This is a genomic window from Eubacterium barkeri (genome assembly GCF_900107125.1).
In the GTDB taxonomy this organism is placed as follows: Bacteria; Bacillota; Clostridia; order Eubacteriales; family Eubacteriaceae; genus Eubacterium_O; species Eubacterium_O barkeri.
In genome coordinates this window covers 89,460-113,735 of record NZ_FNOU01000002.1, presented here as the reverse complement: position 1 = coordinate 113,735, position 24,276 = coordinate 89,460, and the positions used below count along the sequence as shown (strand labels likewise).

General features: G+C 46.8%; 28 protein-coding genes and 1 other RNA gene. 5 read left to right on the top strand and 24 right to left on the bottom strand.

All coding sequences use genetic code 11. The annotated features are described in order from the left end of the window. Positions 1 to 7: 7 nt before the first annotated feature. The 8 genes from BLU30_RS01830 to BLU30_RS01795 form a co-directional block, all read right to left on the bottom strand. Complete coding sequence (locus tag BLU30_RS01830) at positions 8 to 232, bottom strand: FeoA family protein (RefSeq protein ID WP_090242882.1); 225 nt, start codon at positions 230 to 232, stop codon at positions 8 to 10. 116 nt (positions 233 to 348) lie between these two features. Beyond that, a complete protein-coding gene (uvrA, locus tag BLU30_RS01825) occupies positions 349 to 3,153 on the bottom strand; it encodes an excinuclease ABC subunit UvrA (protein ID WP_090242880.1) in 2,805 nt (934 codons plus the stop codon). A gap of 40 nt (positions 3,154 to 3,193) precedes the next feature. Beyond that, positions 3,194 to 5,161, bottom strand: coding sequence for an excinuclease ABC subunit UvrB (uvrB, locus tag BLU30_RS01820; RefSeq protein ID WP_090243168.1), 1,968 nt, complete (start codon positions 5,159 to 5,161; stop codon positions 3,194 to 3,196). Positions 5,162 to 5,190: 29 nt separating this feature from the next. Next, positions 5,191 to 6,393 carry a S41 family peptidase gene (locus BLU30_RS01815; RefSeq protein ID WP_090242878.1) on the bottom strand — a complete coding sequence of 401 codons (1,203 nt, stop codon included), beginning with the start codon at positions 6,391 to 6,393 and terminating at the stop codon, positions 5,191 to 5,193. A 171-nt stretch (positions 6,394 to 6,564) separates the two neighbouring features. Beyond that, positions 6,565 to 7,098 (bottom strand): Uma2 family endonuclease, encoded by a 534-nt coding sequence (locus BLU30_RS01810; protein ID WP_090242877.1) that lies wholly within the window; start codon positions 7,096 to 7,098, stop codon positions 6,565 to 6,567. Positions 7,099 to 7,112: 14 nt separating this feature from the next. After that, a complete protein-coding gene (locus tag BLU30_RS01805; RefSeq protein WP_090242875.1) occupies positions 7,113 to 7,955 on the bottom strand; it encodes a GTP pyrophosphokinase in 843 nt (280 codons plus the stop codon). Between the two features lie 19 nt (positions 7,956 to 7,974). Beyond that, positions 7,975 to 8,946 (bottom strand): tRNA modification radical SAM protein MnmL/YtqA, encoded by a 972-nt coding sequence (gene mnmL, locus BLU30_RS01800; protein WP_242873475.1) that lies wholly within the window; start codon positions 8,944 to 8,946, stop codon positions 7,975 to 7,977. A 72-nt stretch (positions 8,947 to 9,018) separates the two neighbouring features. Then, the gene (locus BLU30_RS01795) at positions 9,019 to 9,432 is read right to left on the bottom strand and encodes a hypothetical protein (protein WP_090242873.1); all 414 of its coding nucleotides are present in this window, start codon (positions 9,430 to 9,432) and stop codon (positions 9,019 to 9,021) included. 203 nt (positions 9,433 to 9,635) lie between these two features. On the opposite strand from BLU30_RS01795, the gene BLU30_RS01790 reads away from it, so the two are divergent. Beyond that, positions 9,636 to 10,790 (top strand): MGDG synthase family glycosyltransferase, encoded by a 1,155-nt coding sequence (locus tag BLU30_RS01790; protein WP_090242872.1) that lies wholly within the window; start codon positions 9,636 to 9,638, stop codon positions 10,788 to 10,790. Positions 10,791 to 10,835: 45 nt separating this feature from the next. On the opposite strand, the gene BLU30_RS01785 is transcribed toward BLU30_RS01790, so the two are convergent. Then, entirely contained in the window at positions 10,836 to 11,465 is a 630-nt protein-coding gene (locus BLU30_RS01785) for a redox-sensing transcriptional repressor Rex (protein ID WP_090242871.1), read from the bottom strand. 125 nt (positions 11,466 to 11,590) lie between these two features. Here BLU30_RS01785 and abc-f point away from each other — a divergent pair, with 125 nt between their 5' ends. Both abc-f and BLU30_RS01775 read left to right on the top strand, forming a co-directional pair. Next, positions 11,591 to 13,519, top strand: a complete 1,929-nt coding sequence (abc-f, locus tag BLU30_RS01780; protein WP_090242869.1) for a ribosomal protection-like ABC-F family protein — start codon at positions 11,591 to 11,593, stop codon at positions 13,517 to 13,519. Positions 13,520 to 13,573: 54 nt separating this feature from the next. Further along, entirely contained in the window at positions 13,574 to 13,810 is a 237-nt protein-coding gene (locus BLU30_RS01775) for a hypothetical protein (protein ID WP_090242868.1), read from the top strand. A 72-nt stretch (positions 13,811 to 13,882) separates the two neighbouring features. Here the strand turns inward: BLU30_RS01775 and BLU30_RS01770 are convergent, their stop codons facing one another. Together BLU30_RS01770 and BLU30_RS01765 are read right to left on the bottom strand one after the other, a co-directional pair. Continuing rightward, complete coding sequence (locus BLU30_RS01770; protein WP_090242866.1) at positions 13,883 to 14,188, bottom strand: arsenic metallochaperone ArsD family protein; 306 nt, start codon at positions 14,186 to 14,188, stop codon at positions 13,883 to 13,885. Further along, a complete protein-coding gene (locus BLU30_RS01765) occupies positions 14,178 to 14,660 on the bottom strand; it encodes a homing endonuclease associated repeat-containing protein (protein ID WP_090242864.1) in 483 nt (160 codons plus the stop codon). Before BLU30_RS01765 ends, BLU30_RS01770 begins: the two co-directional genes overlap by 11 nt. Positions 14,661 to 14,847: 187 nt before the next feature. Here BLU30_RS01765 and smpB point away from each other — a divergent pair, with 187 nt between their 5' ends. Both smpB and ssrA read left to right on the top strand, forming a co-directional pair. Next, positions 14,848 to 15,306, top strand: a complete 459-nt coding sequence (gene smpB / locus BLU30_RS01760) for an SsrA-binding protein SmpB (RefSeq protein ID WP_090242862.1) — start codon at positions 14,848 to 14,850, stop codon at positions 15,304 to 15,306. Positions 15,307 to 15,323: 17 nt separating this feature from the next. Then, positions 15,324 to 15,718, top strand: a transfer-messenger RNA (tmRNA) gene (ssrA, locus tag BLU30_RS01755). Positions 15,719 to 15,846: 128 nt separating this feature from the next. Here ssrA and BLU30_RS01750 read toward each other — a convergent pair. The 13 genes from BLU30_RS01750 to BLU30_RS01695 all read right to left on the bottom strand — a co-directional run bounded on the left by BLU30_RS01750 (position 15,847) and on the right by BLU30_RS01695 (position 24,273). Beyond that, the gene (locus tag BLU30_RS01750; protein ID WP_176770796.1) at positions 15,847 to 16,686 is read right to left on the bottom strand and encodes a YcbK family protein; all 840 of its coding nucleotides are present in this window, start codon (positions 16,684 to 16,686) and stop codon (positions 15,847 to 15,849) included. Beyond that, positions 16,679 to 17,044, bottom strand: a complete 366-nt coding sequence (locus BLU30_RS01745) for a hypothetical protein (protein ID WP_090242857.1) — start codon at positions 17,042 to 17,044, stop codon at positions 16,679 to 16,681. Before BLU30_RS01745 ends, BLU30_RS01750 begins: the two co-directional genes overlap by 8 nt. A gap of 12 nt (positions 17,045 to 17,056) precedes the next feature. Beyond that, positions 17,057 to 17,518, bottom strand: a complete 462-nt coding sequence (locus BLU30_RS01740; RefSeq protein WP_090242855.1) for a hypothetical protein — start codon at positions 17,516 to 17,518, stop codon at positions 17,057 to 17,059. After that, positions 17,511 to 17,861, bottom strand: a complete 351-nt coding sequence (locus BLU30_RS01735; protein ID WP_090242853.1) for a hypothetical protein — start codon at positions 17,859 to 17,861, stop codon at positions 17,511 to 17,513. The genes BLU30_RS01740 and BLU30_RS01735 overlap by 8 nt, the downstream gene beginning before the upstream one ends. Before the next feature lie 19 nt (positions 17,862 to 17,880). Next, positions 17,881 to 19,044, bottom strand: a complete 1,164-nt coding sequence (locus tag BLU30_RS01730; RefSeq protein ID WP_090242852.1) for a reverse transcriptase domain-containing protein — start codon at positions 19,042 to 19,044, stop codon at positions 17,881 to 17,883. A 288-nt stretch (positions 19,045 to 19,332) separates the two neighbouring features. Further along, positions 19,333 to 19,680, bottom strand: a complete 348-nt coding sequence (locus tag BLU30_RS01725; RefSeq protein ID WP_090242850.1) for a four helix bundle protein — start codon at positions 19,678 to 19,680, stop codon at positions 19,333 to 19,335. Between the two features lie 64 nt (positions 19,681 to 19,744). After that, positions 19,745 to 20,881, bottom strand: a complete 1,137-nt coding sequence (locus BLU30_RS01720) for a hypothetical protein (protein WP_090242847.1) — start codon at positions 20,879 to 20,881, stop codon at positions 19,745 to 19,747. Then, entirely contained in the window at positions 20,881 to 21,201 is a 321-nt protein-coding gene (locus BLU30_RS01715) for a hypothetical protein (RefSeq protein ID WP_143024189.1), read from the bottom strand. Before BLU30_RS01715 ends, BLU30_RS01720 begins: the two co-directional genes overlap by 1 nt. 8 nt (positions 21,202 to 21,209) lie before the next feature. Beyond that, positions 21,210 to 21,377: a hypothetical protein gene (locus BLU30_RS14180; RefSeq protein WP_176770795.1), complete on the bottom strand. Its 168-nt coding sequence runs from the start codon at positions 21,375 to 21,377 to the stop codon at positions 21,210 to 21,212. 2 nt (positions 21,378 to 21,379) lie between these two features. Continuing rightward, a complete protein-coding gene (locus tag BLU30_RS01710; protein WP_090242843.1) occupies positions 21,380 to 21,793 on the bottom strand; it encodes a hypothetical protein in 414 nt (137 codons plus the stop codon). Positions 21,794 to 21,808: 15 nt separating this feature from the next. After that, the gene (locus BLU30_RS01705) at positions 21,809 to 22,126 is read right to left on the bottom strand and encodes a hypothetical protein (RefSeq protein WP_090242841.1); all 318 of its coding nucleotides are present in this window, start codon (positions 22,124 to 22,126) and stop codon (positions 21,809 to 21,811) included. A gap of 1 nt (position 22,127) precedes the next feature. Next, positions 22,128 to 23,072, bottom strand: a complete 945-nt coding sequence (locus BLU30_RS01700) for a hypothetical protein (protein WP_090242839.1) — start codon at positions 23,070 to 23,072, stop codon at positions 22,128 to 22,130. A gap of 13 nt (positions 23,073 to 23,085) precedes the next feature. Next, on the bottom strand, positions 23,086 to 24,273 hold the full coding sequence (locus BLU30_RS01695; RefSeq protein WP_090242837.1) for a hypothetical protein: 1,188 nt from the start codon (positions 24,271 to 24,273) through the stop codon (positions 23,086 to 23,088). Positions 24,274 to 24,276: the final 3 nt, after the last annotated feature.

Sequence of the window (24,276 nt, the reverse complement as noted above, 5' to 3'; positions counted from 1 at the left end):
AGCCCCCTTAAACGATACGAATTTTTTCGGCATCTTTTTTTCGAAGGCTAAGGGCATAACCTCTTAAATGTATTTCAATGGGGTCACCGAAGGGCGCCACCTTATCCACATAAACCTCCACCCCAGGGGTTACCCCCATATCCAACAGTTTTCGCCGCATCAATCCCTTTAAATCAATGGAGGATACTACGCCCCGTTGTCCCGGTTTGAGTTCACTCAGATTTTTTGCCATGTGCCCGTCACTCCCTCTTTTATGTTAGTTCAATTATACTTAAGCATCGAATCCCTGTCAATGGGACAACGTCTCGATTCCAAAGTATTCTTCATTTTTCATGCTAACAGAAGTGTTTACAGCAATGGTTTTAGAAAATTTCCGGTATAGCTGTCTTCAATTTTTGCAATGGCCTCCGGCGTTCCAATGGCCACCACTTCTCCGCCGCCATCTCCGCCCTCGGGGCCTAAATCGATGACGTGGTCCGCCACTTTAATGACATCCAGCTGATGCTCAATGACCACCACGGTGCTGCCAGTATCCACCAGCCGCTGGAGGACCTCAATGAGGCGGTCCACATCCGCCATGTGAAGGCCTGTGGTCGGTTCATCCAGAATATAGAGTGTGCGTCCGGTATTCCGTTTACTCAGCTCAGTGGCCAGCTTGATCCGCTGGGCTTCCCCTCCCGAAAGCTGGGTGGATGGCTGTCCTAGCTTAACATACCCCAAACCCACATCGTGCAAAGTTTGCAGCTTATTTTTAATGGACGGAAGGTGCTCAAAAAAACCAAGGGATTCTTCGACAGTCATGTCCAATACGTCGGCAATGTTTTTGCCCTTGTATTTAACCTCCAGGGTTTCCCGGTTATAGCGTTTCCCATGACATACCTCACAGGGAACATAAACATCCGGCAGAAAATGCATCTCGATCTTTAATATCCCATCCCCAGAACAGGTTTCGCAACGCCCCCCCTTCACATTGAAGCTGAAGCGCCCCTTTTGATATCCCCGGGTCTTCGCCTCGTTTGTTTTTGCAAAGAGGTCCCGAATCATATCAAAAACACCAGTATAGGTGGCCGGGTTTGAACGTGGCGTCCTCCCAATGGGGCTTTGATCAATGGCAATGACCTTATCAATTTGATCCAGGCCTTCAATTTTTCGGTGTTTTCCTGGTTTTCGCGTACTATTATAAAGTTTTTGTGCGGCCCCCTTATATAAAATCTCGTTAACCAGGGTACTTTTCCCAGAACCCGACACTCCGGTGACACAGATGAACTCTCCAAGGGGAAAATCCACCGTGATATTTTTAAGATTATTTTGCTTGGCCCCAACCACCCGGATATATTCACCACGGGGAGTTCGGCGTTCCTGGGGAACCGGAATTTTTTTAGCCCCACTCAGGTACTGTCCAGTGATAGACCGGGGATTATCCATAATGGCCTGGGCATCGCCCTCCGCCACCAGCTCTCCCCCGTGAACCCCTGCCCCCGGGCCAATATCCACAATCCAATCGGCTTCCATCATTGTATCGTCATCATGCTCAACCACCACCAGGGTATTCCCCAGGGCCGTCAGATTGCGCAGGGCTGTTAAAAGCTTCCGATTATCCCTTTGATGCAGGCCAATGCTGGGCTCGTCCAGAACATAAAGTACCCCGGTTAGCCCTGATCCAATTTGCGTGGCCAGCCTGATCCGCTGGGATTCCCCTCCGGATAAGGTTCCTGCACTCCGGGAAAGGGTGAGGTATTCCAGTCCTACATCCCGGAGGAATTTAAGGCGTGCATTGATTTCCACTAAAATAAGCTTAGCAATCATGGCCTCGGTTTCGGTCAGCTGAAGGTTTTTAAAAAAACCAATCAAGCTTTTAACCGACCGATCCGTTAAATCGATAATATTGCTCTCCCCGACGGTTACCGCCAGGCTGGTGGGATTCAAACGCTTTCCGTGGCACACCGGACATGGAATATCCGACATATAGCGTTCAATAAAGCCACGCATCGTTTCAGATTTAGTATCCTTGAATCGCCGTTCCATATTATTGATGAGCCCTTCGAAGGTCGTGGAATAAGTGCCGGAGAATTTACCCTCATACTCGATTTCCATGGCATCATCCGAGCCATAAAGCAGCTCATCCAGGCAAACCTCGGATAAATCCTCCACGGGGGTATCCATATCAAAACCATGCTTTGAAAGGAGCGCACGGATCATATTCACCAGGATTTTAGAGTCGTTCTTCAGACCAAAAAATTTAATGGCCCCATCCCCAATGGAGAGGGACCGATCCGGTATCAGCAGATCCGGGTCGATTTCCTTATGAAATCCCAATCCATTACAGGCCGGGCACATCCCAAAAGGATTGTTGAAGGAAAAGGTCCGTGGTTCTAAAACATCCATGGAAATGCCACAATCCGGACAGGACAGCTTCTCACTAAAGAGATGCCGTTCCCCACCGACAACCTCGCACACCGCCATGCCATGAGCCAGATGCAGTGCTGTCTCCAGGGAATCCGTCAGCCGTTTCTCCATACCATCCTTGCGTTTCAGCCGGTCAATCACGACGTCGATGGTATGCTTTTTATTCTTATCCAGCTCGATTTCTTCGCTGGACTCCCTTTCCTCACCATCCACCATGAGTCGGACATAACCTTCTTTTCGTAAATGAGCAAGGAGCTTTTTATGCTGTCCCTTTTCCCCCCGGACAATGGGGGCCACAATTAAAAACTTCGTCCCCTCGGGCAAATTCATGACCTTATCCACGATTTGATCCACGCTTTGGGAGGAAATGACCTTCCCACATTTAGGACAATGGGGAATGCCAATCCGCGCGTAAAGCAAACGGAAATAATCGTAAATCTCCGTTACCGTCCCAACCGTTGATCTGGGATTTCGGTTTGTCGTTTTTTGGTCGATGGAGATGGCTGGACTTAACCCCTCAATACTGTCCACATCCGGTTTTTGGGATTGGCCTAGAAATTGCCTTGCATAGGCTGACAGGGACTCCACATACCGGCGCTGGCCCTCTGCATAAATGGTGTCAAAGGCCAGACTCGTCTTACCTGATCCGGAAACACCGGTCAGGACCACCATTTGGTCCCGGGGAATTTTGACATTTACGCCCTTGAGATTATGTTCCCGGGCTCCCTTGATGTCAATATATTTCATGTTTATCCTTTCTATATCAAGGGTTTCCACCCTCAATTCATTATTCGCTCTGTATTTTTAATGCTTTTATTTTATCCCTCAGCTGTGCTGCACGTTCGAAATCCAAATCCGAGGCAGCCTGCTTCATTTGAGCCTCCAACTCCCCAATATCAAGGATTTCTTCTTCCATTTCCAGATCAGCCACTTCATAAGGAAGGCCATCCTCGGCCACCTTGGTGACCTCGATAACATTCCGAATCTCCTTTTTAACGGACTGGGGGATAATGCCGTGCTCTGTATTATAAGCCTGTTGGATCTCACGCCGTCTATAGGTTTCCGTAATGGCGTAATTCATGGATTTTGTAATCTTATCCGCGTACATGATGACCTTGCCGTCAACATTTCTCGCCGCCCGGCCAATGGTTTGGACTAAGGAGGTTTCCGAACGAAGATACCCTTCCTTGTCGGCATCTAAAATGGCAACCAGGCCAACCTCTGGGAGGTCCAGCCCCTCCCTTAGGAGGTTGATCCCCACCAGCACATCAAATTCTCCCAATCGTAAATCCCGGAGGATCTCCATTCGCTCGATGGTGTCAATATCTGAATGCAAATAACGAACGCTCACGCCATTTTCTTTAAAATAATCCGTTAAATCCTCAGCCATCTTCTTGGTCAACGTCGTTACTAATACGCGGTTTCCCTTGGCCACAGTCGCGTTAATCTCTCCGGTTAAATCGTCAATCTGCCCCTTAATGGGACGCACGAAGATTTCGGGGTCCACTAAGCCTGTCGGCCGGATGATTTGCTCCACCACCTTTTGGGTATGGGCTTTTTCATATTTGCTGGGTGTCGCCGTGGTAAAAATAATTTGATTAATTTTCCCCTCAAATTCATCGAAGGTCAGGGGGCGGTTATCGTAGGCAGAGGGCAGTCGAAAGCCATAGTCCACCAGGTTTTTCTTTCTGGCCCGATCCCCGGCACTCATTCCCCCAATTTGGGGAATGGACACGTGGGACTCATCGGCAATGATTAAAAAGTCCTTGGGAAAATAATCAATGAGGGTATAGGGCGGACTCCCCGCCGGCAGCCCATTAATATAACGGGTATAATTCTCAATCCCGGTACAATACCCCATCTCCTGGAGCATTTCCAAATCGTAATTCGTCCGTTGGAGAATACGCTGGGCTTCTACTAATTGGTTATGGTCCGTAAAGAATTGGTACTGCTCCGAAAGCTCCCTTCGAATACCAACAATAGCATCCTCCAGCTTCTCTGGAGTGGTGGTATAGTGAGACGCAGGAAAAATACTCACGTGGGAAAGCTCCCCGGTAATTTCTCCGGTAATGGTGTGAATCTCCGTGAGGCGATCAATCTCATCGCCAAAAAACTCCACACGAACGGCTTTATCCGTGGAAGCCGCCGGGTAGATTTCCAAAACATCCCCCCGTACCCGAAAATTATTCCGTTCAAAGGCAATATCATTTCGTGTGTATTGGATGTCCACTAATTTACGGATGATGTCATCCCGATCCTTTTCCATCCCTGGCCGCAGGGAAAGCACCAAATTTTCATAATCGATGGGGCTCCCCAAGCCATAAATACAGGAAACCGAGGCGACGATAATAACATCCTGGCGCTCAAACAAGGCTGCTGTGGCAGAATGCCTCAGCTTATCAATCTCATCATTAATGGAGGAATCCTTCTCAATAAACAAATCAGAATGGGGGACGTAAGCCTCTGGCTGGTAGTAATCATAGTACGAAACGAAGTATTCTACTGCATTATTTGGAAAAAAGCTACGAAACTCATCAGCAAGCTGGGCAGCCAGGGTTTTATTATGGGCAATGACCAGGGTCGGCTTCTGTACGGCCTCAATGAGTTTTGCCATGGTGTATGTTTTTCCTGACCCGGTTACCCCGAGGAGGGTCTGGTATTTCAGGCCATCCTCGATGCCCCTGGTCAGTTCAGCAATGGCCTTCCCCTGGTCTCCCTTCGGTTCATATTCTGAGACGACTTCAAATGGTATCATAATCGGCTCCTTTCTGATTTTCTCAAACATTACATCTTCGACTGCAGCACTTCCAAGGCTTTTTGCAATTGGGTATCCTGGTCCTCTGGAACCACCAGGGTATCCTTATAACTTTCATTTTGATTGATTTCAACATCTGGTGTCAATCCCACACCGTGGATATTGCGACCATTGGGGGTAAAGTATTCCGCATTGGTTAGCTTGTACCCCGTTCCATCCATTAATGAGATCACTTCCTGAACGATTCCCTTCCCAAAGGTTTTTGTTCCAATTAAGGTCCCCGCCTGGGTATCCTGGATGGCACCTGCTAAGATTTCCGACGCACTGGCCGTCCCTTCATTGACTAAAACGGTGATGGGTACGGTGACCTGATCCTCGCTGGTCGCCCGATAATCCTTTCGGTTCCCTTGCTTATCCACGGTGTATACCACTTCCGTCTGACCCAAAAGGCGATCCGCCACTTCTACAGACTGATCCACCAGTCCGCCGCCATTATAGCGTAAATCAATGACCAGCCCCTGAATACCCTGGGCCATTAAGTCATCCATTTGTTGTTTGAATTCTTCCCCCGTAGTCTCTGTGAACTGGGATATTTCAATGTATCCAATATTATTGCCCAACACCTTGGAATCCACGGTTTTGGTATCGATGGTATCCCGGGTCAAATTAAAATCAATTTCCTGGCCATCCCTGGACACCGTTACTTTAACCGGCGTTCCCGCTGTCCCACGCATTTTAGATACCGCATAATCCATGCCCTTCCCCGTCACATCCTCACCATCCACTTTGATGATAGTGTCTCCAGTCTGGATTCCGGCATTACCCGCCGGTGTGTCTTTATAGGGCGTTACGACGATGGTATTTTTATTTCCGTCCTCCGTCACAACGACACCGATTCCTTCAAAGCTCCCGGTGGTGCTTTCCATAAGCTTAGTGTACTCATCCTTGGTATAGTAGGCACTATACTCATCCCCGATGGCATCAAACATCCCTTTAATGGCACCATCCATCAGGGCCTGTTCATCGACGTCTTTATAATAGTCTGATTGGATTTTTTTCTCCAGGGAAGCGATTTTTTGCAATCCACTGGAAATTGTCTGGCTATCGGTTTTAATCGTTACACTGTTTTTCCCATTAAAAACTCCATTCACTGCTAAAAAATAGGTCCCCAGATTACTTAAAATCAGCACCAACACAAAAACAACCGTCAGGTTTATCTTTCGTTTCTTCATCGATTCTTATCCTTTCAAAGGCACTCGTTGCCTTAGTAGCATAACTATTATATCTTAAAATCATCCCAAAGAAAGCACTATTTACATAATGTGGTGAAAATGATGCATTTCATTGAAAAAGCAGGTCGACCACCATTGGTGATGTCGGCCTGCTTCCCAGAGACTTTCATATTATTTCCGTTCTCCACGATATTTAAAGAAATCCGAAAAAGATAAAAAGAAATTTTTATAAATGGATACCCGGATGCGTTGGGGTCCCTCAATAATCAATGGCACCAGGCCACTTCTCTCAAAGGAATAAATAAGGATGACTTCTCGATCGGGATCAATGACCCAGTATTCCGCCACACCCGCATCCCGATAAAGGGCTGGTTTTAGAAGATATGAAATCTCTTCATTATTATCATCTGCAAATTCAACAACCCACTGGGGAAATTCCATACCATTGACAGTTACCGCAATTTCAGGTTTGAGGATAGTGTTTTCCAGCTGAGGAAAGACCAACTCCGCCTGTGGATCTGCCACCTTATCCAGTGGACGGTGTGCTAATCTGAATTTGCTGTATGCAGCGTGCAAATAGCGTACGGCACCTACTCCTTTATCATCCAAAGCGGCTTTTTCATAAACCACCCCATTAATCAATTCACAATTACCTTCGGGGCATTGAGTGTATTCTCCCTGCTCCAAACGGATTACTTGAGTCATTCTTTGTCTCCTTTCTAAGCTTCACCCTTGATGCGGCCAATTTCGGTCTGAATCTCACGATTCAAAAGGAATAGCCGTACGATGCTTTCCTGATCATCTGAAAGTGCATTAAAAAGATTTTCGTATTCAGAAGCCTTCTCTTCGTGGTTTAGCTTTTTCAGAATTTTTATATTATCCAGTATATCATTAATCGTACCAGATTTCATCCTAAAGAGTTGCTGAGCATTTAAAATTTCATCTCGAATCACTGACATCTCCTGATCGAGATCCGTTACCGCCTCAGCCATTGAAACCAAGCGATTTTGCAGCTCACCAGGTAAACCCTCTTTGTATTTATATTTTAAGGAATGTTCAATAATCGCCCAAAAGTTCATGGCAAGGGTCCGAATTTGGATTTCTACATTAAGCTCTTTATATCCCAGGGATGTAATGACAGGGTATTTGATGATGATATGATAGCTTTGATAGCCACTCTCTTTAGGCTGCCCAGCCCCGGATTTAAGGACCGATAAGTCCTCTCCGGCCATATAGTTTTTAACCTTCACGATGGTCAAATCCTTGCCATCCCGTTCACAGACCATATTCACCACCTCATAGATATCCTCTACGAATTGACAAATAATGCGGATTCCGGCAATATCCAGAATTTCATCCTCCAGGTCACGGGTACGAATACCGTATTTATCGATTTTTTCAAGGATACTGGATATGGATTTTACCCTACCTGAAATGGATTCGATGGGGCTGATTTCTCCTCGATCCGTCGTCTGTTTTTTAATACTCTTGAACTTTAAAAGCAGTTCATCCACTGCCTGCTCATATGGGAAAAGAAATTCCTGCCAATTTTCAATGGTCATTTCTCACCCCTCCTTACTTCTACTGAATGATTTTACGTCTGATTTCTTGCTGGCGTAATCCGTAAAGCCGTCCCTGATAATGCCCGCCCGAACGCATCCGCTCTTCCAACAAATCCCGAACCTTCCACCAGCTGGTGTTCCAATTGGTGGTAATGCTATCCTCTGCTGGTGCCCTTCCGATGATTCTCTGAACCACCATCACCGGGTCCAAATGTTCTAAAAAGAGGATACAGCGCTGGATATACTCATCCTGGTCAAGAAGGGCCATCGCCCCCGATGCGTACATCTGTGCCAGGGCCGTCCCACGCTCAATATATAACGCATGGCATTTGACAAAATCTGAACCAACAGCAGAAAGGATCCCCGCCGTTGTTTTGACATCCTGATGGTCATCCCAGGGCAGATCAAGGATAACGTGGGTACAAAGCTGAAGTCCATGGCTTTTAACCCCATGGGCTGCTGCAATATAGTCTGCCAGATCATGACCTCTATTAATTATTTTCAAGGTATGATCATTGGCTGTTTGCAAGCCAAGCTCAATGACGATATCAATACCAGCATCCCTTTGTACTCTCTTTAAAAAGTCTAAATGCTCCTGGAAAATACAATCCGGCCGGGTTGCAATGGAAAGGGCAACAACATCCTTCTGCCCACAGGCCTCCCGAACCGCAGCTTTGAACTGCTCCATGGGCATATAAGTATTGGAGAAGCTCTGAAAAAAAGGAATGAACTTATGGGCTTTATAGCGCTTCTCTATATAGGTGCGGTTATGCTCCAGCTGTTTCGTAATGGAAAGGGTATCGGACAACGTCTCCAGGCCGCCCCCCTTAGCACCACAATAAATGCATCCTCCCTGACCCACGGTACCATCCCGATTGGGACAGGTCAAAGGAATATTTACCGGAAGTTTATAAACCTTTTCGCCATAATGTGCTTTCAGCCACTGGGAATAGACTTGGTAAAGGGGTTGGGTGTTCATCGGTTCAGACATTGTAAGCTCCATAATACGTAAGAAAGCCGATTGCCATGGCAATCGGCCAGAAAGACGTCTTAGTCGTCATCTTTAGTTGAGATATTTTTTCACGCAATCCGGTATAGCATCCTCGTCACAGCTTAAGCTGAGGACGAATTTAATATTCTGACCCTTTTGTACCAAATCTAATTTTTCCAATAACGGTTCGATATCCGCCGGTCCATCGGCATCAATAATTCTTAATAAATTATCAATATAAACGACATCAACATCGTAGTTACCAGCGATAACGCCACACACGAAGCCGTAAAGCTCTTGAATGCCCTTTACATCAAAATCATCGGAATTCACAAATCGAATCTTAGTGTCCACTGTTACGCGATACTTATCTCTGTCATTAATGAATAGAATTTCACCTTTAGCCCCTGCGACCTCAGCATTGGCCATTTCAATCATTTTCTTGGTCTTGCCGCTACCTTTAGCTCCATATACAAATTCAATCATTATAAGACACCTCTTTCTACGTTGTTACCTTTATTATACAGGTGCAAACGATAAAGCACAATCCCTTTTTTTGATTATTTTTTACAGGATTTTTATTATAATCCCACAAATACCTTAAAGAAAAATTCTTCCATTCTCTTCTAATGGAACTCTAATCCACAAGGGATAAACTTAAATCATTAAAACGAAGGAGGGATTCTGCCATGGAAAAAAAGCGTATTTTAATCCTGACCTGCTCCCACGGATCTGGTCATCGAATGGTCGCTGAAACCTTGAAAGACTGCTTTGAATCCAGAGGCTGCAATGTTTTCGTTCGGGATTTATTCAACGAGATGAGCCACCCTATCAATGTATTTCTTGAGAAATCCTATCTCTTATCCTATAACATTGGTCGTGGTTTTTATAAATGGATCTATTACGATTTTGAAAAGCAAGCCTCCCAAAATTCTTTGAAAAAGCTTTGGAAGGTAACCCAACGTGCCCTTATCCGAATCGTCAACGAGGTGCAGCCTGACTGTATTATCAATACCTACATGTACACCATCACGACGATCCTGAAGGAACAGGATTATTTGAAATTGCCAATTTATACCGTCGTCACCGACTTCTGTATTCCTGCGGCCTGGATGCATCCCGCTACAACGAAGTATTATGTGGCCTGTCAAAACGTGGAGGATACCCTGGTGTCCCACGGCACCCCCGCTGATTGTATTGTCAAAACCGGCATTCCTGTCCGTTCCGCATTTTATCATTCGTGTGATAAAGCCGAGATTGCCAGAAAATACAACCTGGACCCGAAGCGTCAGACCCTTCTGATTTGCGCAGGAACCCACGGTGTTCTAAAGGATTTGGGCTCCATTTGTTCGGATATACAGCGCCATGATGATTTGCAAACCATTGTGATCTGTGGACGCAATAAACATCTCTACAACGAGCTTTCCGCCCAACGCTTACAAAATACAACCATCCTTGGATTTGTTTCCGATATCCACGAACTGTATTATTTAGCGGATATGATGGTGACAAAGCCCGGCGGCATCACCTTAAGTGAGGTTGTGGTCACCGGCTTACCGACCATTCTCTATAAACCCACTCCCGGCCAGGAAGGTGAAAACGCCCAGTGGTTTAAAAACCAGGGTGCTGCCATCATTGCGGAAAATCCATTGGAGCTTCGTCTTGCTATCGAGCACCTTAAGGGCAATGAATTTAAGCAATATACCATGAAAGCCGCCCTCAAAAAAATGTACTATGGTGAAGCGGCCTCACGCATTTCAGAAGATGTGCTCACTGATCTTAATATTCTTCCAGAGGATACCCCAATCCCCAGCCTATCATCTCCCTGTATCCAAACCCTTTAAAGAATAGCAAAAGGCCCAAAGCAACGCGCTTTGAGCCTTTTTTTGTTATTCGCTTAACAAATAAGTCAAGGTAAATAAGCTGTCGGTAATATTCACATTTTCAACGACGACATCCTCGGGCACCGTCAAATCCAGGGGGACAAAATTCAAAATAGCTTTTATCCCTAATTGGCAAACACGGTCAGCCGTCGGCTGCCCAACCTCCCGGGGAACGGATAAAATACAAATATTGATGTCATGATCCCGGACGAAATCCTCTAAATCGTCCATATCGTGGATGGCCAAGTCACCAACCAGGCTTCCAACCTTTCCTTTATCTGCATCAAACATCGCTTTGATATGAATACCTTCCCGTTTAAAACGTTCATAGTTCGAAATGGCACGGCCCAGATTCCCGGACCCGATGATGATACAGTTATAGGTATTGTTAAGCCCCAAAATATTTTTAATCGCTTCCCGCAACTCCTGGACCTTATAGCCATACCCTTGTTGGCCATAAGCGCCAAAGGAATTAAGATCCTGGCGAATTTGAGATGCCGTCAGGCCCATCATATCCGCCAGCTCCTTTGACGAAATTTTTTCAATGTTTTTATCTTGTAAGTCACTCAAATATTGGTAGTACTTCGGCAAACGCTTCACTACTGTCATTGAGACTTTTTTCGAAAACTTTTGCATGACGCCTCCATCTCCCTCATAGTATTGTTAAATTATAACAGTTTGTGAAAAATAAATCAAACTAATTTCTATTCAAATCTGTGGTTATTTTTGGTATCATTGTTTTATACGAAACGAGGAATACTATGCTAATTAATATCAATGAATTATCTTTCAGCTATGGTGTCCATAGCATTTTTAACAACTTAGACTTTCGAATCGATGATGCCGAGCATTTAGGCCTGATTGGCCGAAATGGCTGTGGGAAATCCACTTTCTTCAAGCTTCTCACCGGCGAATGTCATCATGATACCGGGACCCTTGACAAAAAAAATGGTCTGACCCTTGGACTCCTTAGCCAGGAATTCAAGGCATCTGAGCATGAGACTGTCGGAGCCATCTTTACCGCAGCCTTTCAGGACCTCATCGAAATGGAAGGCCAAATCCAAAGCCTCCAGCAACGCATTGATACCGCCCAGGCCACAGAACAGCAGCGACTGGTCCACCAACTGGCAGAGCTCCAGGAGCAATATGCCGACCGTGGTGGCTTTGAATACCACAGCCGTATCCGTGGCGTTACCATCGGCCTTGGCTTTCAATTAAAGGATCTAGAAAAGGCCTTTGGAACATTCAGTGGTGGTGAAAAGACCCGAATCGCTTTAGGATGTCTTTTACTTCAATCCCCGGACCTTCTCCTTCTGGATGAACCAACGAACTACCTGGATTTTGAATCCCTTAACTGGCTGGAGTCCTTCCTGAATAACTATAAAAACGCCTTTATCATCGTCTCCCATGATCGCTTTTTCCTGGACCGTGTCTGTAAACGCATTTGTGAAATCGAGAACACCCATATGGTCAGCTATACCGGTAACTACACCCAGTACCTTGATAAAAAGGCAAAACGGGACCGTGCCCTGGATGCCGCCTACAATAAACAAATGAAGGAACTTACCCGCCAACAAAAAATCGTCGATCGCCTGAGGGACTATAATTCGGTCCAAAGCAGCCGCCGTGCCGCCAGCCGGGAAAAAGCCATTGAGCGCATAACCCCCATTGAGCGCCGACAGGACCGGCGCAGCCTCCATTTTTCCTTCAGTCCTAAGGTCCTCAGCGGCAATGATGTCCTCATGGTAGAGGGTCTTGAAAAATCCTTTGGGGATCGCCAGCTCTTTAAGAATGTTGGTTTTGAAATCCACCGAGGTGATCGGATTGGCATCATCGGCAGAAACGGCATTGGTAAAACAACTTTGTTCCAAATCCTCATGAAGCAAATCAAATCCGATTCCGGGCGGATTGTTTTTGGACGAAAGGTTTATCCTGGATACTACGCCCAGGAGCCTGACGAGGCCCTCCTGGCGCCCAATGAAACCCTCATTGATGCCATCCGAGACATTGACAGCCACTTAACCGATGGAGACATTCGCAATATCCTGGCCTCCTTCCTCTTCACAGGAGAATCCGTTTTTAAACATTCCGGAGATTTATCCGGTGGTGAAAAAGCACGGCTTAACATGGCACGACTCATGGTCTCTGAATCCAATTTTCTGTTGATGGATGAGCCCACCAATCATATTGATATGTCCACCCGGGAAATTCTGGAAGATGCTCTCTGTGGCTATGAGGGAACCTTGCTCTTTATCTCCCACGACCGTTATTTTTTAAACCGCGTGGCCAATCGGATTTTCGAGCTCACCCCCGAGGGTATTGAGGAAACCATCGGTAACTACGATGACTACGCCAGGACAAAGCAAAACCAAAGCGACCGTGAGGCCCTCTTGGCACAAAATCATGCCCCACAGATAAATAAAACCCGTCGAAAGCAGGAACGTCAACAGGCCAAGGCCCTCGAATCTGAAAGGCGCCGACAAAAGAAGGCCCTGGCACAGCTGGAAGAACAGATGGAGTCCAACGACCAACGGATTGCAGCATACGAAGCGGATATGTGTCAGCCTTCATTCTACGATGATATGGTTTATGCCCAAAAGATAACCGATGATTACCATGCACTCAAGGCCGATAACGAAAATATTATACAACAATGGGAAGATTTAGCACTTCAGCTCGAAGAGGATTGAATTTAACCACCCCTTCCGGTATAATGGCACTACATGAAAGAGAGGGACCAATCCATGGACTTAAGTACCGAAGAAAAGCAAATACTCAACACCCTGTTTAAAGACATTAAAGGCACCACCCGAAACGAAATGCTATGTATGCTCTACGCTGCCAAACCCGCAAACGACGGAACGGTGGACAGCCAAGCCATTATTGGAAGTATAAATGGCTTAATTTTAAAGATTTTCCACGCCGAGCAACCCGAAATGGAGGCTGTTTTTGCACAGATTCCCTTTCAATTCGAAGACTAATATGGATGATGAAAAGGGGCTGTCACATAGTTTTTTCTCTATGTGACAGCCCCTTTCTTGTGTAAGCTTCACTTATAAAACTTGGGGAACACCGGCACTCCATGCAAGGAGTTCTCCATAATGAGGATATTCCTTCTTTTGAAACACTTCACCATCAACAATGGTTAGCGGAAAAACATCCGGGCCATCCCGAAGCAAAACTTCCTCAACAGCGATATTCTCTGAATAATCCTGTGGTGAATCGGTAAAATTGACCAAACGGATATTGACACCAGCCCCCTTCAAGGCGTGAATGGTCACCGCGATTTGCAGTGCTTCTGGTGTCTCCTTCACTGCCCCGATGGGCGCAAAAATTGTAATCTGATTTTTATGCTTCATCCTTTAATACTTCTTCCCACACATCACCAATACGTGTCGTATCGAAATATTTCAAACAAGTTGCCACAGTGGGTAGTTCCTTATTGGCGTCGATCTCTTTTCGCGTTGGTTTTTTCCCTAAGCGGTTAAACTCTTCCACCAACATTTTACTGATAATGGACTTTGAATAGCGCCGCTGACTGGGTGCATCCTTTTGGGGAGTCACATCTTCCACTTCCACGGCTGCGGTTTTTGGTGCCACAACTTCTTCAATAGCGGGTTCGACTTTATCATTGAGAGGAGTGATTCTATCCACTGTCATTTTTTGCTTCAACCCAGCTGCCTTAATCGCCTTATCCCACTTCTTAAAGTAATTCAGAAAAACCTGTGCCCCCGGATCTACCATATCCTCTGGCATCGGAGTCCGCCCCAGGACGGCTGCCTTCTCCTTTAAAATTGAAACTAATACACTTTTGTTGTAATACTTCGCCATAATTCCTCCCCAACACTAACGATTGATTTAACTTTAATATTATAGCACAAATCTCAGCACAGACAAGCATTCATCCCCAAAATAAGCAATTCAATGCCAATAAATCAGAATGTGAATTCCTTTTTTACGTCTTGAACCCTTAAGGTAAGTGTGTTACAATTGAAAACATTCTAGTAGAGGTGTCCCGATGGCTGAGTTAAAGAAAAATATTGCAAATAATAAAAAAGCGAGGCATGATTACTTTATCGAAGAAACCTATGAGTGTGGTATCGCACTATTTGGTACTGAGGTTAAGTCTCTGCGCCAGGGTAAGGTCAGCCTTAAGGAAAGTTATGCTGATATTCGGGATGGTGAGGTTTTTGTATTTCAAATGAATATTTCGCCATATGAACAGGGAAACATTTACAATAAGGACCCCCTGCGTCCCAGAAAGCTGCTATTGCATAAATCTGAAATTCGCAAGCTGATTGGCTTAAAACAACGGGATGGTTATACCTTGGTCCCCTTATCCTTATATTTTTCCAGAGGTAAGGTCAAGCTGGAGCTTGCTTTAGCAAAGGGTAAAAAATTATACGATAAGCGCCATACCATAGCCGAAAAAGATGCCAAGCGCCGTATGCAGCGCAGCATACGCGACCATTACTAGAACAATGATTATTTCCTGGGGCCGTAAAGGTTTCGACGGGGATAGTGAAGCTGGAGTAGCGAGCCGATGTGTCGGACATCGTAAAAAACGGCAACTAAATATAAACGCAAAAGAAAACAGAAGTTACGGAATGGCTTTAGCTGCTTAATTGCAGTTAAGTCAAACTGAACTCAACCGCGGCACCTAATTGCCGCACGCCCCTTACCAAGACCTGCGCTGGTAAGCTTGGCGTTCATAACTAGCAGGGAACCGCTATTGGGCATTGCCTCGTCCCTTTAGCGACTAAGAGGCTGGCTCCAAACACCTCGGTCATCGGAAGGTGCATGGAGTAAGATTAATCCGATGGCTGCGCTCGGAGAAGCTTCAGTGAATTTGTTTTCGGACGTGGGTTCGACTCCCACCGGCTCCACCATTCAGTCACAAAAAAACATTTTGTATTGATATTTCAGATTATCGCAAGTCTTTGAAATGGCCAAATTAAATATTTTTACAATGAAAAGTCCTTTGCTTTATTGCCTTGGGCTTTATTTTTTTCTTTAATTAATCTCCACTAAAATCAGACCCGCCAAGTTGCAGGTGAACAAATTGACTGGCATAGTATGTGCCACACTTGAGATCATGATTGTGTGCCACCTGAACGATTGTGTCCACCATGGCATCGCTCATTCCCGGTGTATAGACATCGCAGGCCTCACCATATTGGTGGAGACTATCAGGTACGCCACCCTGGCGCGCATTTTCTGGCGGGCACCTAAATCCGCTGGTCACCACGATCTGAGCATCACGTCCAAGGTACGCTGACAGCTCATCACGCACTGCTTGGATCTTACATTTGAGCTCATCTTTGATATCGCCACCGCACCCACAGGTGCACTTAAATTCATCCGGTCCAAAGTTTGGCAGGTTGTTTGCATCATATCCCTCACAGCTACCTCCGCCAGAAGATCCCCCCCCACCATAATAAATATTTGGGTCCAGTCCCATGAGCGTGTAAAACACCTGCCGGCCGGCAATGCGATCAACCGTCAGACCTCGGCTCGATTGCCACAGCTCTGTTGCGTTGCCAAGACCTTGTCCAAACTGCCCAGGGCACTCTACTCCGCCCGGATCGATATCATTGAGGAACATCAAGATTTCCAGAGCCGTAACCAAATATTGGGTTTCACCTTCACAGACGTAGTGTCCTGCAAAAGCCCCTTCCGATAGTCCTTGCCAGTCTCCATCAACTGGAATGCTCAGGTTATAATCTAAATTGCATGCATGCTGTACGCACGCAATTCCCTGCGCTCTGGTGTCGTCGCCTGGAACGCCATCCTCTACGGTTTTTCTGTCAATAAAATTGTTGCTGTGTTGCTGTCCTAGCAATACCAAATCACTCATTTTTATTATCCTCCTTATTCTTTTCAACAGGCTTAAATGCCTGCATAATCTCATGATACAGGTTGTCATATCCAAACATTGCGCCGTATGCCACAATTAATCCAGCAATAATCGAAACTGGCCAGTAGTACCAATAAATGACCTGCTTAAGCGTGATCAGTGTAACTACCATCGCTACAATGGTTAAAATAATGGCCACCACGGCGACGACAATCTGAGCCGGTACACCCTCTGCCGTATAAATTTGCTTGATGACCTGGGCGATAATATTGGTAAGCACCACCAGCACCGCAATTATGGCTAGGATTGTAGAGATTGTCCCGGTCATTTGGTCAAAGGTAAAATACATCATTTTCATTTTGAGTTCCTCCTATAAGGTTTCTTTTTTGATACTGGCCGTCCCTTCGGACATGGCTGTTTTCAGTGTATCATTGATGGCGTTGAATCCACCGTTTGCCAATGTTTTAGATCTGGCATTATTTGTAACACTTGCCACCTCTACATCCGTCAATTTGAGGTCATGCTTCAGCTGCATCATTGCTTTGCTGTAGCAGTAGTCGTACCATGTTATGAGCTTATAGCAATCAGCCTGGACCTTTGAGGTATAGGACAAGTGTGTCTTTTTTAAATACCACACCATCGACGTGACGCACATGGCACCTGACGCCGTAATCATCGTGGCGTACATCGTAACCACACTTCCGGTAATGGTTGATTCCAGCGGGATGGATAAAAGCGTCCAAATCACCCAGAGGAAAAACCCAAAGGATATAACCACCAATGCCTTGGAAAACAACAGACCTTCCCGCTTAAATTCTACTTTCTTATTCACGTTTCCTCTCCTTCCCTATAACAATCGTTGGAAGCTCTGTAGCTTCTTCTACAATATCCTTAATCCCATGGTTTCCACCCAAAGATTCATACTGGTCAAACATATCATGGATGTTTTCTCGCTCGTACAGGATCAGGCCATTTTGCTCTCTCGCCTTGTCACAGGCGTCGATAATCTGCTTTCTGAGCAATGCGCATATCCCTGCCCGGGCGGCATCATCCCTGGTTAGCTTGTTGATTACTTTCACTCTAATCGGCTTTACGCAGATAGCCAGCGCCGCCGATATAGTTACGATGCTCCCAGCAATTTTTACAATTTGGTCAAAAATAATAAGGTCATTCATTCACCAAGTCCTTTCTGCTTTACAAATTAAGTCTTTTGAGCAGCCCATCGCATCCCAGCTTTTTAAGTCTGGCCCGATAGCTATTCTCCGTTTCATCCAATTTGTCTTTTGATATTTTTCCATCTGCAAATTGCTGCCGTCGGAAATTGAGCTTTTTAATCATCCGATTTCTGCCTTGTCGTTTGATTCGGACTTCCTCGGCATCCACATGGCAGCCTAGCCAATCGACGCCGTTATCGCATCGACCGACCATTGTTTTACTGTTAAGGTCCAGGCGTAGCACTTCCTTGCTGTATACCCTTATGGCTTCTAAATCCCGCCAAATGTCTTTCTTGCTTTTTCCAATGATGACGCCGTCGTCCATGTACCGGATATAAGCGCCGTCGCACATCCCCAACAGGATATTGGCATCCAGCCGGGATTGCATCCGGTCAATGCCGGCGGCCTCCTTTGCCTTTGCTTCTGCCGCCATGCTCAGGGCCTCGTCATCTGTGTATCCCAGCTCCCCGGTGATGTAACCATCCAGGTTATCCAGGTACATATTTCCTCCCGTTTGGCTGCTGAGGTTTCCAATTGGCATGCCAACGTCAAATAAACGATCGGTGGCGGCACACCCATCGGCGCTCATACCCTCTGGCAATCCAAATGGTGTGTCCCTGCTATTGATGATACAGTCGTACAGCCAAAGGAGGTCTTTGTCCTCGATGCGGTTTGCGAGGTCCCACATCATTACCGTGTGGTCTACTCGGTGGAAAAATTTGCTAATATCAAATTTTCCGTAGTACCAGCCTTTCCCCTTAACCGCCCTTATCCACTGCGCCATGGTGTCAATGGCCGCATAGCTCCCTTTGTTTGGCCTGCAGGCGTAGGAATGCCGATAAAACGTCTTGTCCACAATTGGCATGACCTGGCGATATATAGCCCATTGGACCACTCTGTCCCGATAGGGCAGCGCCATAATCAGCCGCTTTTTAGGCTCGTAAATATAGCGTTCCCGGTACGCCCCCACCTTGTACTCTTTCCAAATGAGCTCGTTTTGGATTTGAATCAGATTTTCTTCTAAATGCGCGTTAAACTCCAACACATCCTTGCGATATCGTTTATCCTTTTGTGCCGATTGGCTGGACAGGTATAGATTCTCAAAATCAACAATGGCCGGATAGATTTCTTTTATTTTTTCCATGACACCTCCTTGTGCCAATAATATTTGCGGCGGCGCGTGGTATACGCCGCCGGCAGGTCATGCTGCCCCTTTGCCCTCTCGTACTATCCTGCAAGCCGTAACCGGCAGGCTTTTGGCAAAAAAATTGAGGGTAGAGCCGGACGGGCCCCGATGTTGTTGTTCGAATTAGACCGCGGGTTGTTGCCATTCGCGTTGAACACCCCGGCGTTGGAAGTGTTGTTCCAGTTGCCGCCGCGGAACGGGACGCCAATCTTTAATGGCAGCCTGACCTTTGGCGCATTCCATGATTCAGGATTTCTTTGATTCTGCCCTCATCCGCGCGCCAATTAATTTTCCGATTTCTACCAAATAGTTGGACCAGATTTCATACTTTTTCATATCCAGGTATTTGTGATCACGATTTGCCGCAATGCCGATGAGCGATTGGATATACTCTTTTTCTGTGCTCATTTCTTGCAGGGTATTCTTTTTGTAAAATTTCTGGTCGCACTGGATGCACAGTCTCAGTAGGTGGTACATCGATTGTTTGATTTCCTGCACCATCCCGCCACGCTCAATCTTCGGAAAGTGGAGCAGTGCCTTGTTGGCGTAGGCGATCATGTCCTTTATCTTTTGTAATGTCCGTGATTCAGTCATCGTCACTCCTTGGGGATGCGCTACCGCGCACCCCTCATGGTTCCATCACTGCGGCTGACCCTGGTCAGCCTTGTTCAATAAAAGCCGGACGGGCCCCGACGCTGCTGCTCGAATTAGACCGCGGGTAGTAGCCATCCGCGTTGAACACCCCGGCGTTGGAAGCGTAGTTCCAGTGGCCGCCGCGGAACGGGACGCGTTCACCGATATTGCGCACATAGACATAATCGTCTCCGTATCCGCTGTTTTGAGCTGGCATAATGGCCAGGGCCTTTAAGATTTCCGGGACAGTTACCCCAGACGCTGCAGCCAGAGATGCAAAGCTCATGGAACCGTATGGTGCTTCCACTGTTTGCTGGTATGCCAGTGTGGATACCAGCTGGAATGTTTTGGATGCACTTGCCGTTCCTGGGTCTGCCAGGTAATCAAATTTCAGTGTCCCGGCTGTCCCCGGCGTTACTAAGCTTCCATCCGGCAGGATAGCCTTCCATTCCGCACTGGTTGGGCTCACATCAGCCACCAGGCCATCCGCGTTGATGGCGGCGTTGTTATTTGTCAGCACCTGGATTTCTCCGTCCATTGTGCGGTATCCTGCCTGCCATTCATAGACATTTCCGTTAAGATCACACACGCCAGCTTCGGTGTTGTCGTGGTTCCAGCTGATTGGCCCGGATCCGGTAGCGGTTCGGCCATCATAGAGTGTTTCTCCAGACGTGTATTTATACGTTACCGCGCCTTTTTCATATTGCTTCGAATAGTCTTTTCCGTAGGAGTTATTCCCCCGGGGCATAAATCCGCTTTCGCGGCACTGCAAGGCCATCCAGGCATATTCGGCCTGTGTGGCCAGGTGATGGCCATCGCCGTTGTTAACACAGTATTGCAACGCTTGATTAAAGTTCAACCCGCCAGATACATTTTGTCCGGTAGATGGATCCTGGAGTGGCAGGGACAGCATATGGCCATTGACTACCTTCCCAAGGTATTTCCCCATCCAAAAGGCGTCTTTTTCGGCACTTCCCACTAAAAAGGCGGGGTGGATGGCTTCGTTAGTGCTGCCATTGACCACGTCTTTGATTTTCCCCTTGTCGAACCGGACAAAGATGGACGGGTATTGGATGCCCATGGCATCATCCACCAGGATAACCTTATTCCTGCCTTTAGACAGGCTGTCTACCGCAATGCTTAGTTCGTCAAAAGCGCCCATTAGGCCACCTCATTTTCAGGCGCGGCTTGTTCCTCATTGATGGGAACCTCGATACTCCACAGGTCCAGGGTGCAGCGGTCGATATTAAAGGTCCCGTCCTTTGCTGGGATGGTGACCTGGGCCACAAAGTAGCTGGTCTGCCCGGTACCGATGAGCAGCATTCCATCCATATCCCGGGTGATGTCAATCTGCTTTTCCGTCTCCCGCTCATACTTCGATAGATTCAGCATCAGGTCATCGTCCGCACCCAATACCAGGTAATTCCCGTTAGTTGCATAATCAATCTTGGTTCCGGTATTTTTTTCATTTACAATCATCATTATTCCCCCTATTTCTGCGCTTTTATCTTGCGCTCAAATTCTGCCGTGCGCCCATTGATGCTGTCAGCCCATTCCCGCTGCTGGGCTGTGGCCCGTCCAGGGTTGACTCCGAACTGGCTGAGCGTTGCGGATTCTCTGGCCTTCCGGTCCTCTGATTTTATAATCACGTTGGCCATGGCTACCACATCCCTCCGCGCACGCCAACGGATACCGTAGCATCACCACCAACAGCTGTTAATTTAAATCCGTTGAGCTGCTTATCGCTTATTTTGATGGCGACGGCCGCGGATGCCGTCGTGATGGCGATGACTGGCAGATATCCGGTGTGGTTACGCACCTTCGGGATGGCGATGGTTGCTGCCGTCCCGGCCGTTAAGGCGGTGCTGGATGTGCACTCCACCACCTCGCTGTTTTCCGCGTCCTGCTGCCGCCAATGCGCATACACGGCATTGCTGGCCGCAAGGATGGCCGCCGCCAGGGTTTCCTGGCGTCCATGATTAAAATTCTGGGCATTTTGCGGCGTACCCGCTTCGACAATCACCCCGCCGGAATCTTTAATTTGATTCTTAAAAATAAGATAATTTAAATCCATATTAACCTCCTTTTCCTACCACTGCATGGTAACGGACAGGTACAGATTGGTCCTGGCCTTGTCCACCACCACGCTTCCCGTTCCGGTCACGAATATGTTCCCGGATTTGTCCGATAAACGAACCGCTGTAACCGTCGTCCCCGACGGATAGGCACCGGTGATATCCGTGTCACACTTCACCATCACCGTCGACCCGGATACGGTGATTTCCGGCTTTTGCGCCGTTCTCCACGTTCCGCCGGCCTGATACTCCACCTTCTTTATTTTCTTCGCCAGATAGGCGGCCAAGGATGTTTTCCCAGCATCAGCCAGGGTCATTGTAAAATCTGCCATTCTATTCCTCCGTTGGGTTTTCTTCAGATGTCGGGTCCGCTGTTGCGGCTTCTGTTTTTGCGGTTCCACTGCTTACCAGGGCGGCTTCTACTGCTGCGCTGACCGTGGCGGCATCGGGGTAGGTTCCCGTCATTTGGTTTTCAGCCGTCAAGATACCTTCCATAGCTGCCACGTAGGCTTCGTTCCGGTTAACCATGGAGGATGCCCCGGTTCCTACAATAGTTGCAATATCCGGCAATGTACCAGTGGCATCCGCTTCCATGCTTTCGCCATCGCCATCAGCTGACAGGCTGAAGGTGGCCATCATCGGCATCGCCGCAGTGGCCGCCGCCGGGAATGATCCGGTGACAATGCCATCTTCTGTGATACGGCATCCGGCACATTTTTCGCCAATAGCAGCGATGTACCCCAGATAATCCAACCGGAGTTGCTGCCGATAAACATCCACCAAGTATTCCAGCTGCTTTTCGTAGGCTTCAAGCCATTTAATTTCCGGAACCATGATGGTGTCTGAAATATCTACTGTTTCCTCTACCGTTAGCGTCGCTGGCATGGTGGACCATTTATAGTTTAGTCCCGTTATCTCCACGGCAATTTGGACTTTCCCAGCCTTTTGCGTTACTTGGCTATCCACCACCCAGCCGAAGCGGACAACCTTATCCCCTGGACGAAAGAGGACTTCGCCATCCTCTCCTATAATTTCTTCTGTCACGGTATCCCGCCTTTTTTCTTCCGCAGCTACCTTGTCCCCAAAGTTGTCCGCATTAATATATTTAACCCAGACATTTTTCTGTAAAACGTCCTCTCCGTCAAAATCATCCGGCATGGTAAAGGTGATCATCTGGGACAGGTTATCCCCCTCAACCACGATTTCCCGCATTTCGGACAATCCGCAAATGGTGCGCTTTCTGACGTTGATGTATGGGCCGCTGTCAATGAGTTCCATGGGTACCTCCTTTCTAGTCGAACCAAAGCGGTTCAACCGTTAACGTTGTTTGTTTTTTATCTAGTCGATATCCCCCACTACCATTTGGTGGAACGATAAATGCTTTAATAACATCTCCAGCATAGAACCTGAACCGATTTGACGGGGTACCGCTACAAATATGCATGGAATTATACGTTGAGGTATGAACATAATTCTCAGCAACGATCAGGCTTGATTTTGTCTCCGTCACACCCACGTGGAAGGTCCCTTGGGATCCTGGACAATCGGATATATGGGCGATCAATCCAACAAAATATTCACCATCTTTATCGATTCTCACCTTCCCATCGCTCAGCAGTTCACCCCAATCTGTTTTTTTCATGCCTCCGCGATGTGTATCCCTGAATGGAATGCTATCAATAATTCCGTCTTTGTTCCATCCCCTGACAATATCTCCGGACATTCGCACGCGGATGATTTGTTTAAGCATATCCTTTTCGTTGACAACAGATTGGACGTGTAAGTCGATTTTTTGGTCCAGTTCCGCAATGATGTTATCCGTACTTTCTTTTAATGCATTGTATAAATTCAGAAGATTTCCTGCGGCGTCTTCCGTTAGTGTTCCTTTGGCTTGGTTGAACCATACATTGAATGCTGCATTGAATTGTGTAAATAAATCAGTGGTATCGATTTGATCAATAGCGCCCGTCACAATTCCACATTGATTCTTGTCAAATCGCATATCTGTAATATTTGATTCAGATATACTTGTTGCGCCTTTTGGTATATAGATCTGTGCCAATACCAAATCATGCGTATCTGTATTTCGCGTCGGTGTTTCCGCGCTCGGAGATTCCGACGGTGTTCCTTTTGTTATCAACACATTAATAGCTCTGTTTGTGAGAGATAATCTCAGCACCACAGTATCAATCCTTGGGTTAACACCATCTCCGGTATCCAGTGTAAATTCCTTCGATGCTTCATTATAATAAAACGCACCATTAATCCAGGCCAATCCAGGTTTTACCGCCACCTTCATATTCGAACCATTGGATTTGTGCACCTTGAGATTGCTACTAGACGATGCCAGAACGCCATTTCCTATAATACTCCCAACCATCATCCTGATTTCTTCAGCATTAACAGCTCGGTCATATTGGATTGTACCGTCATCTTTCTGTATTGCATTGCTCGTAAATATAAAACTGTTCTCAGCCATTTA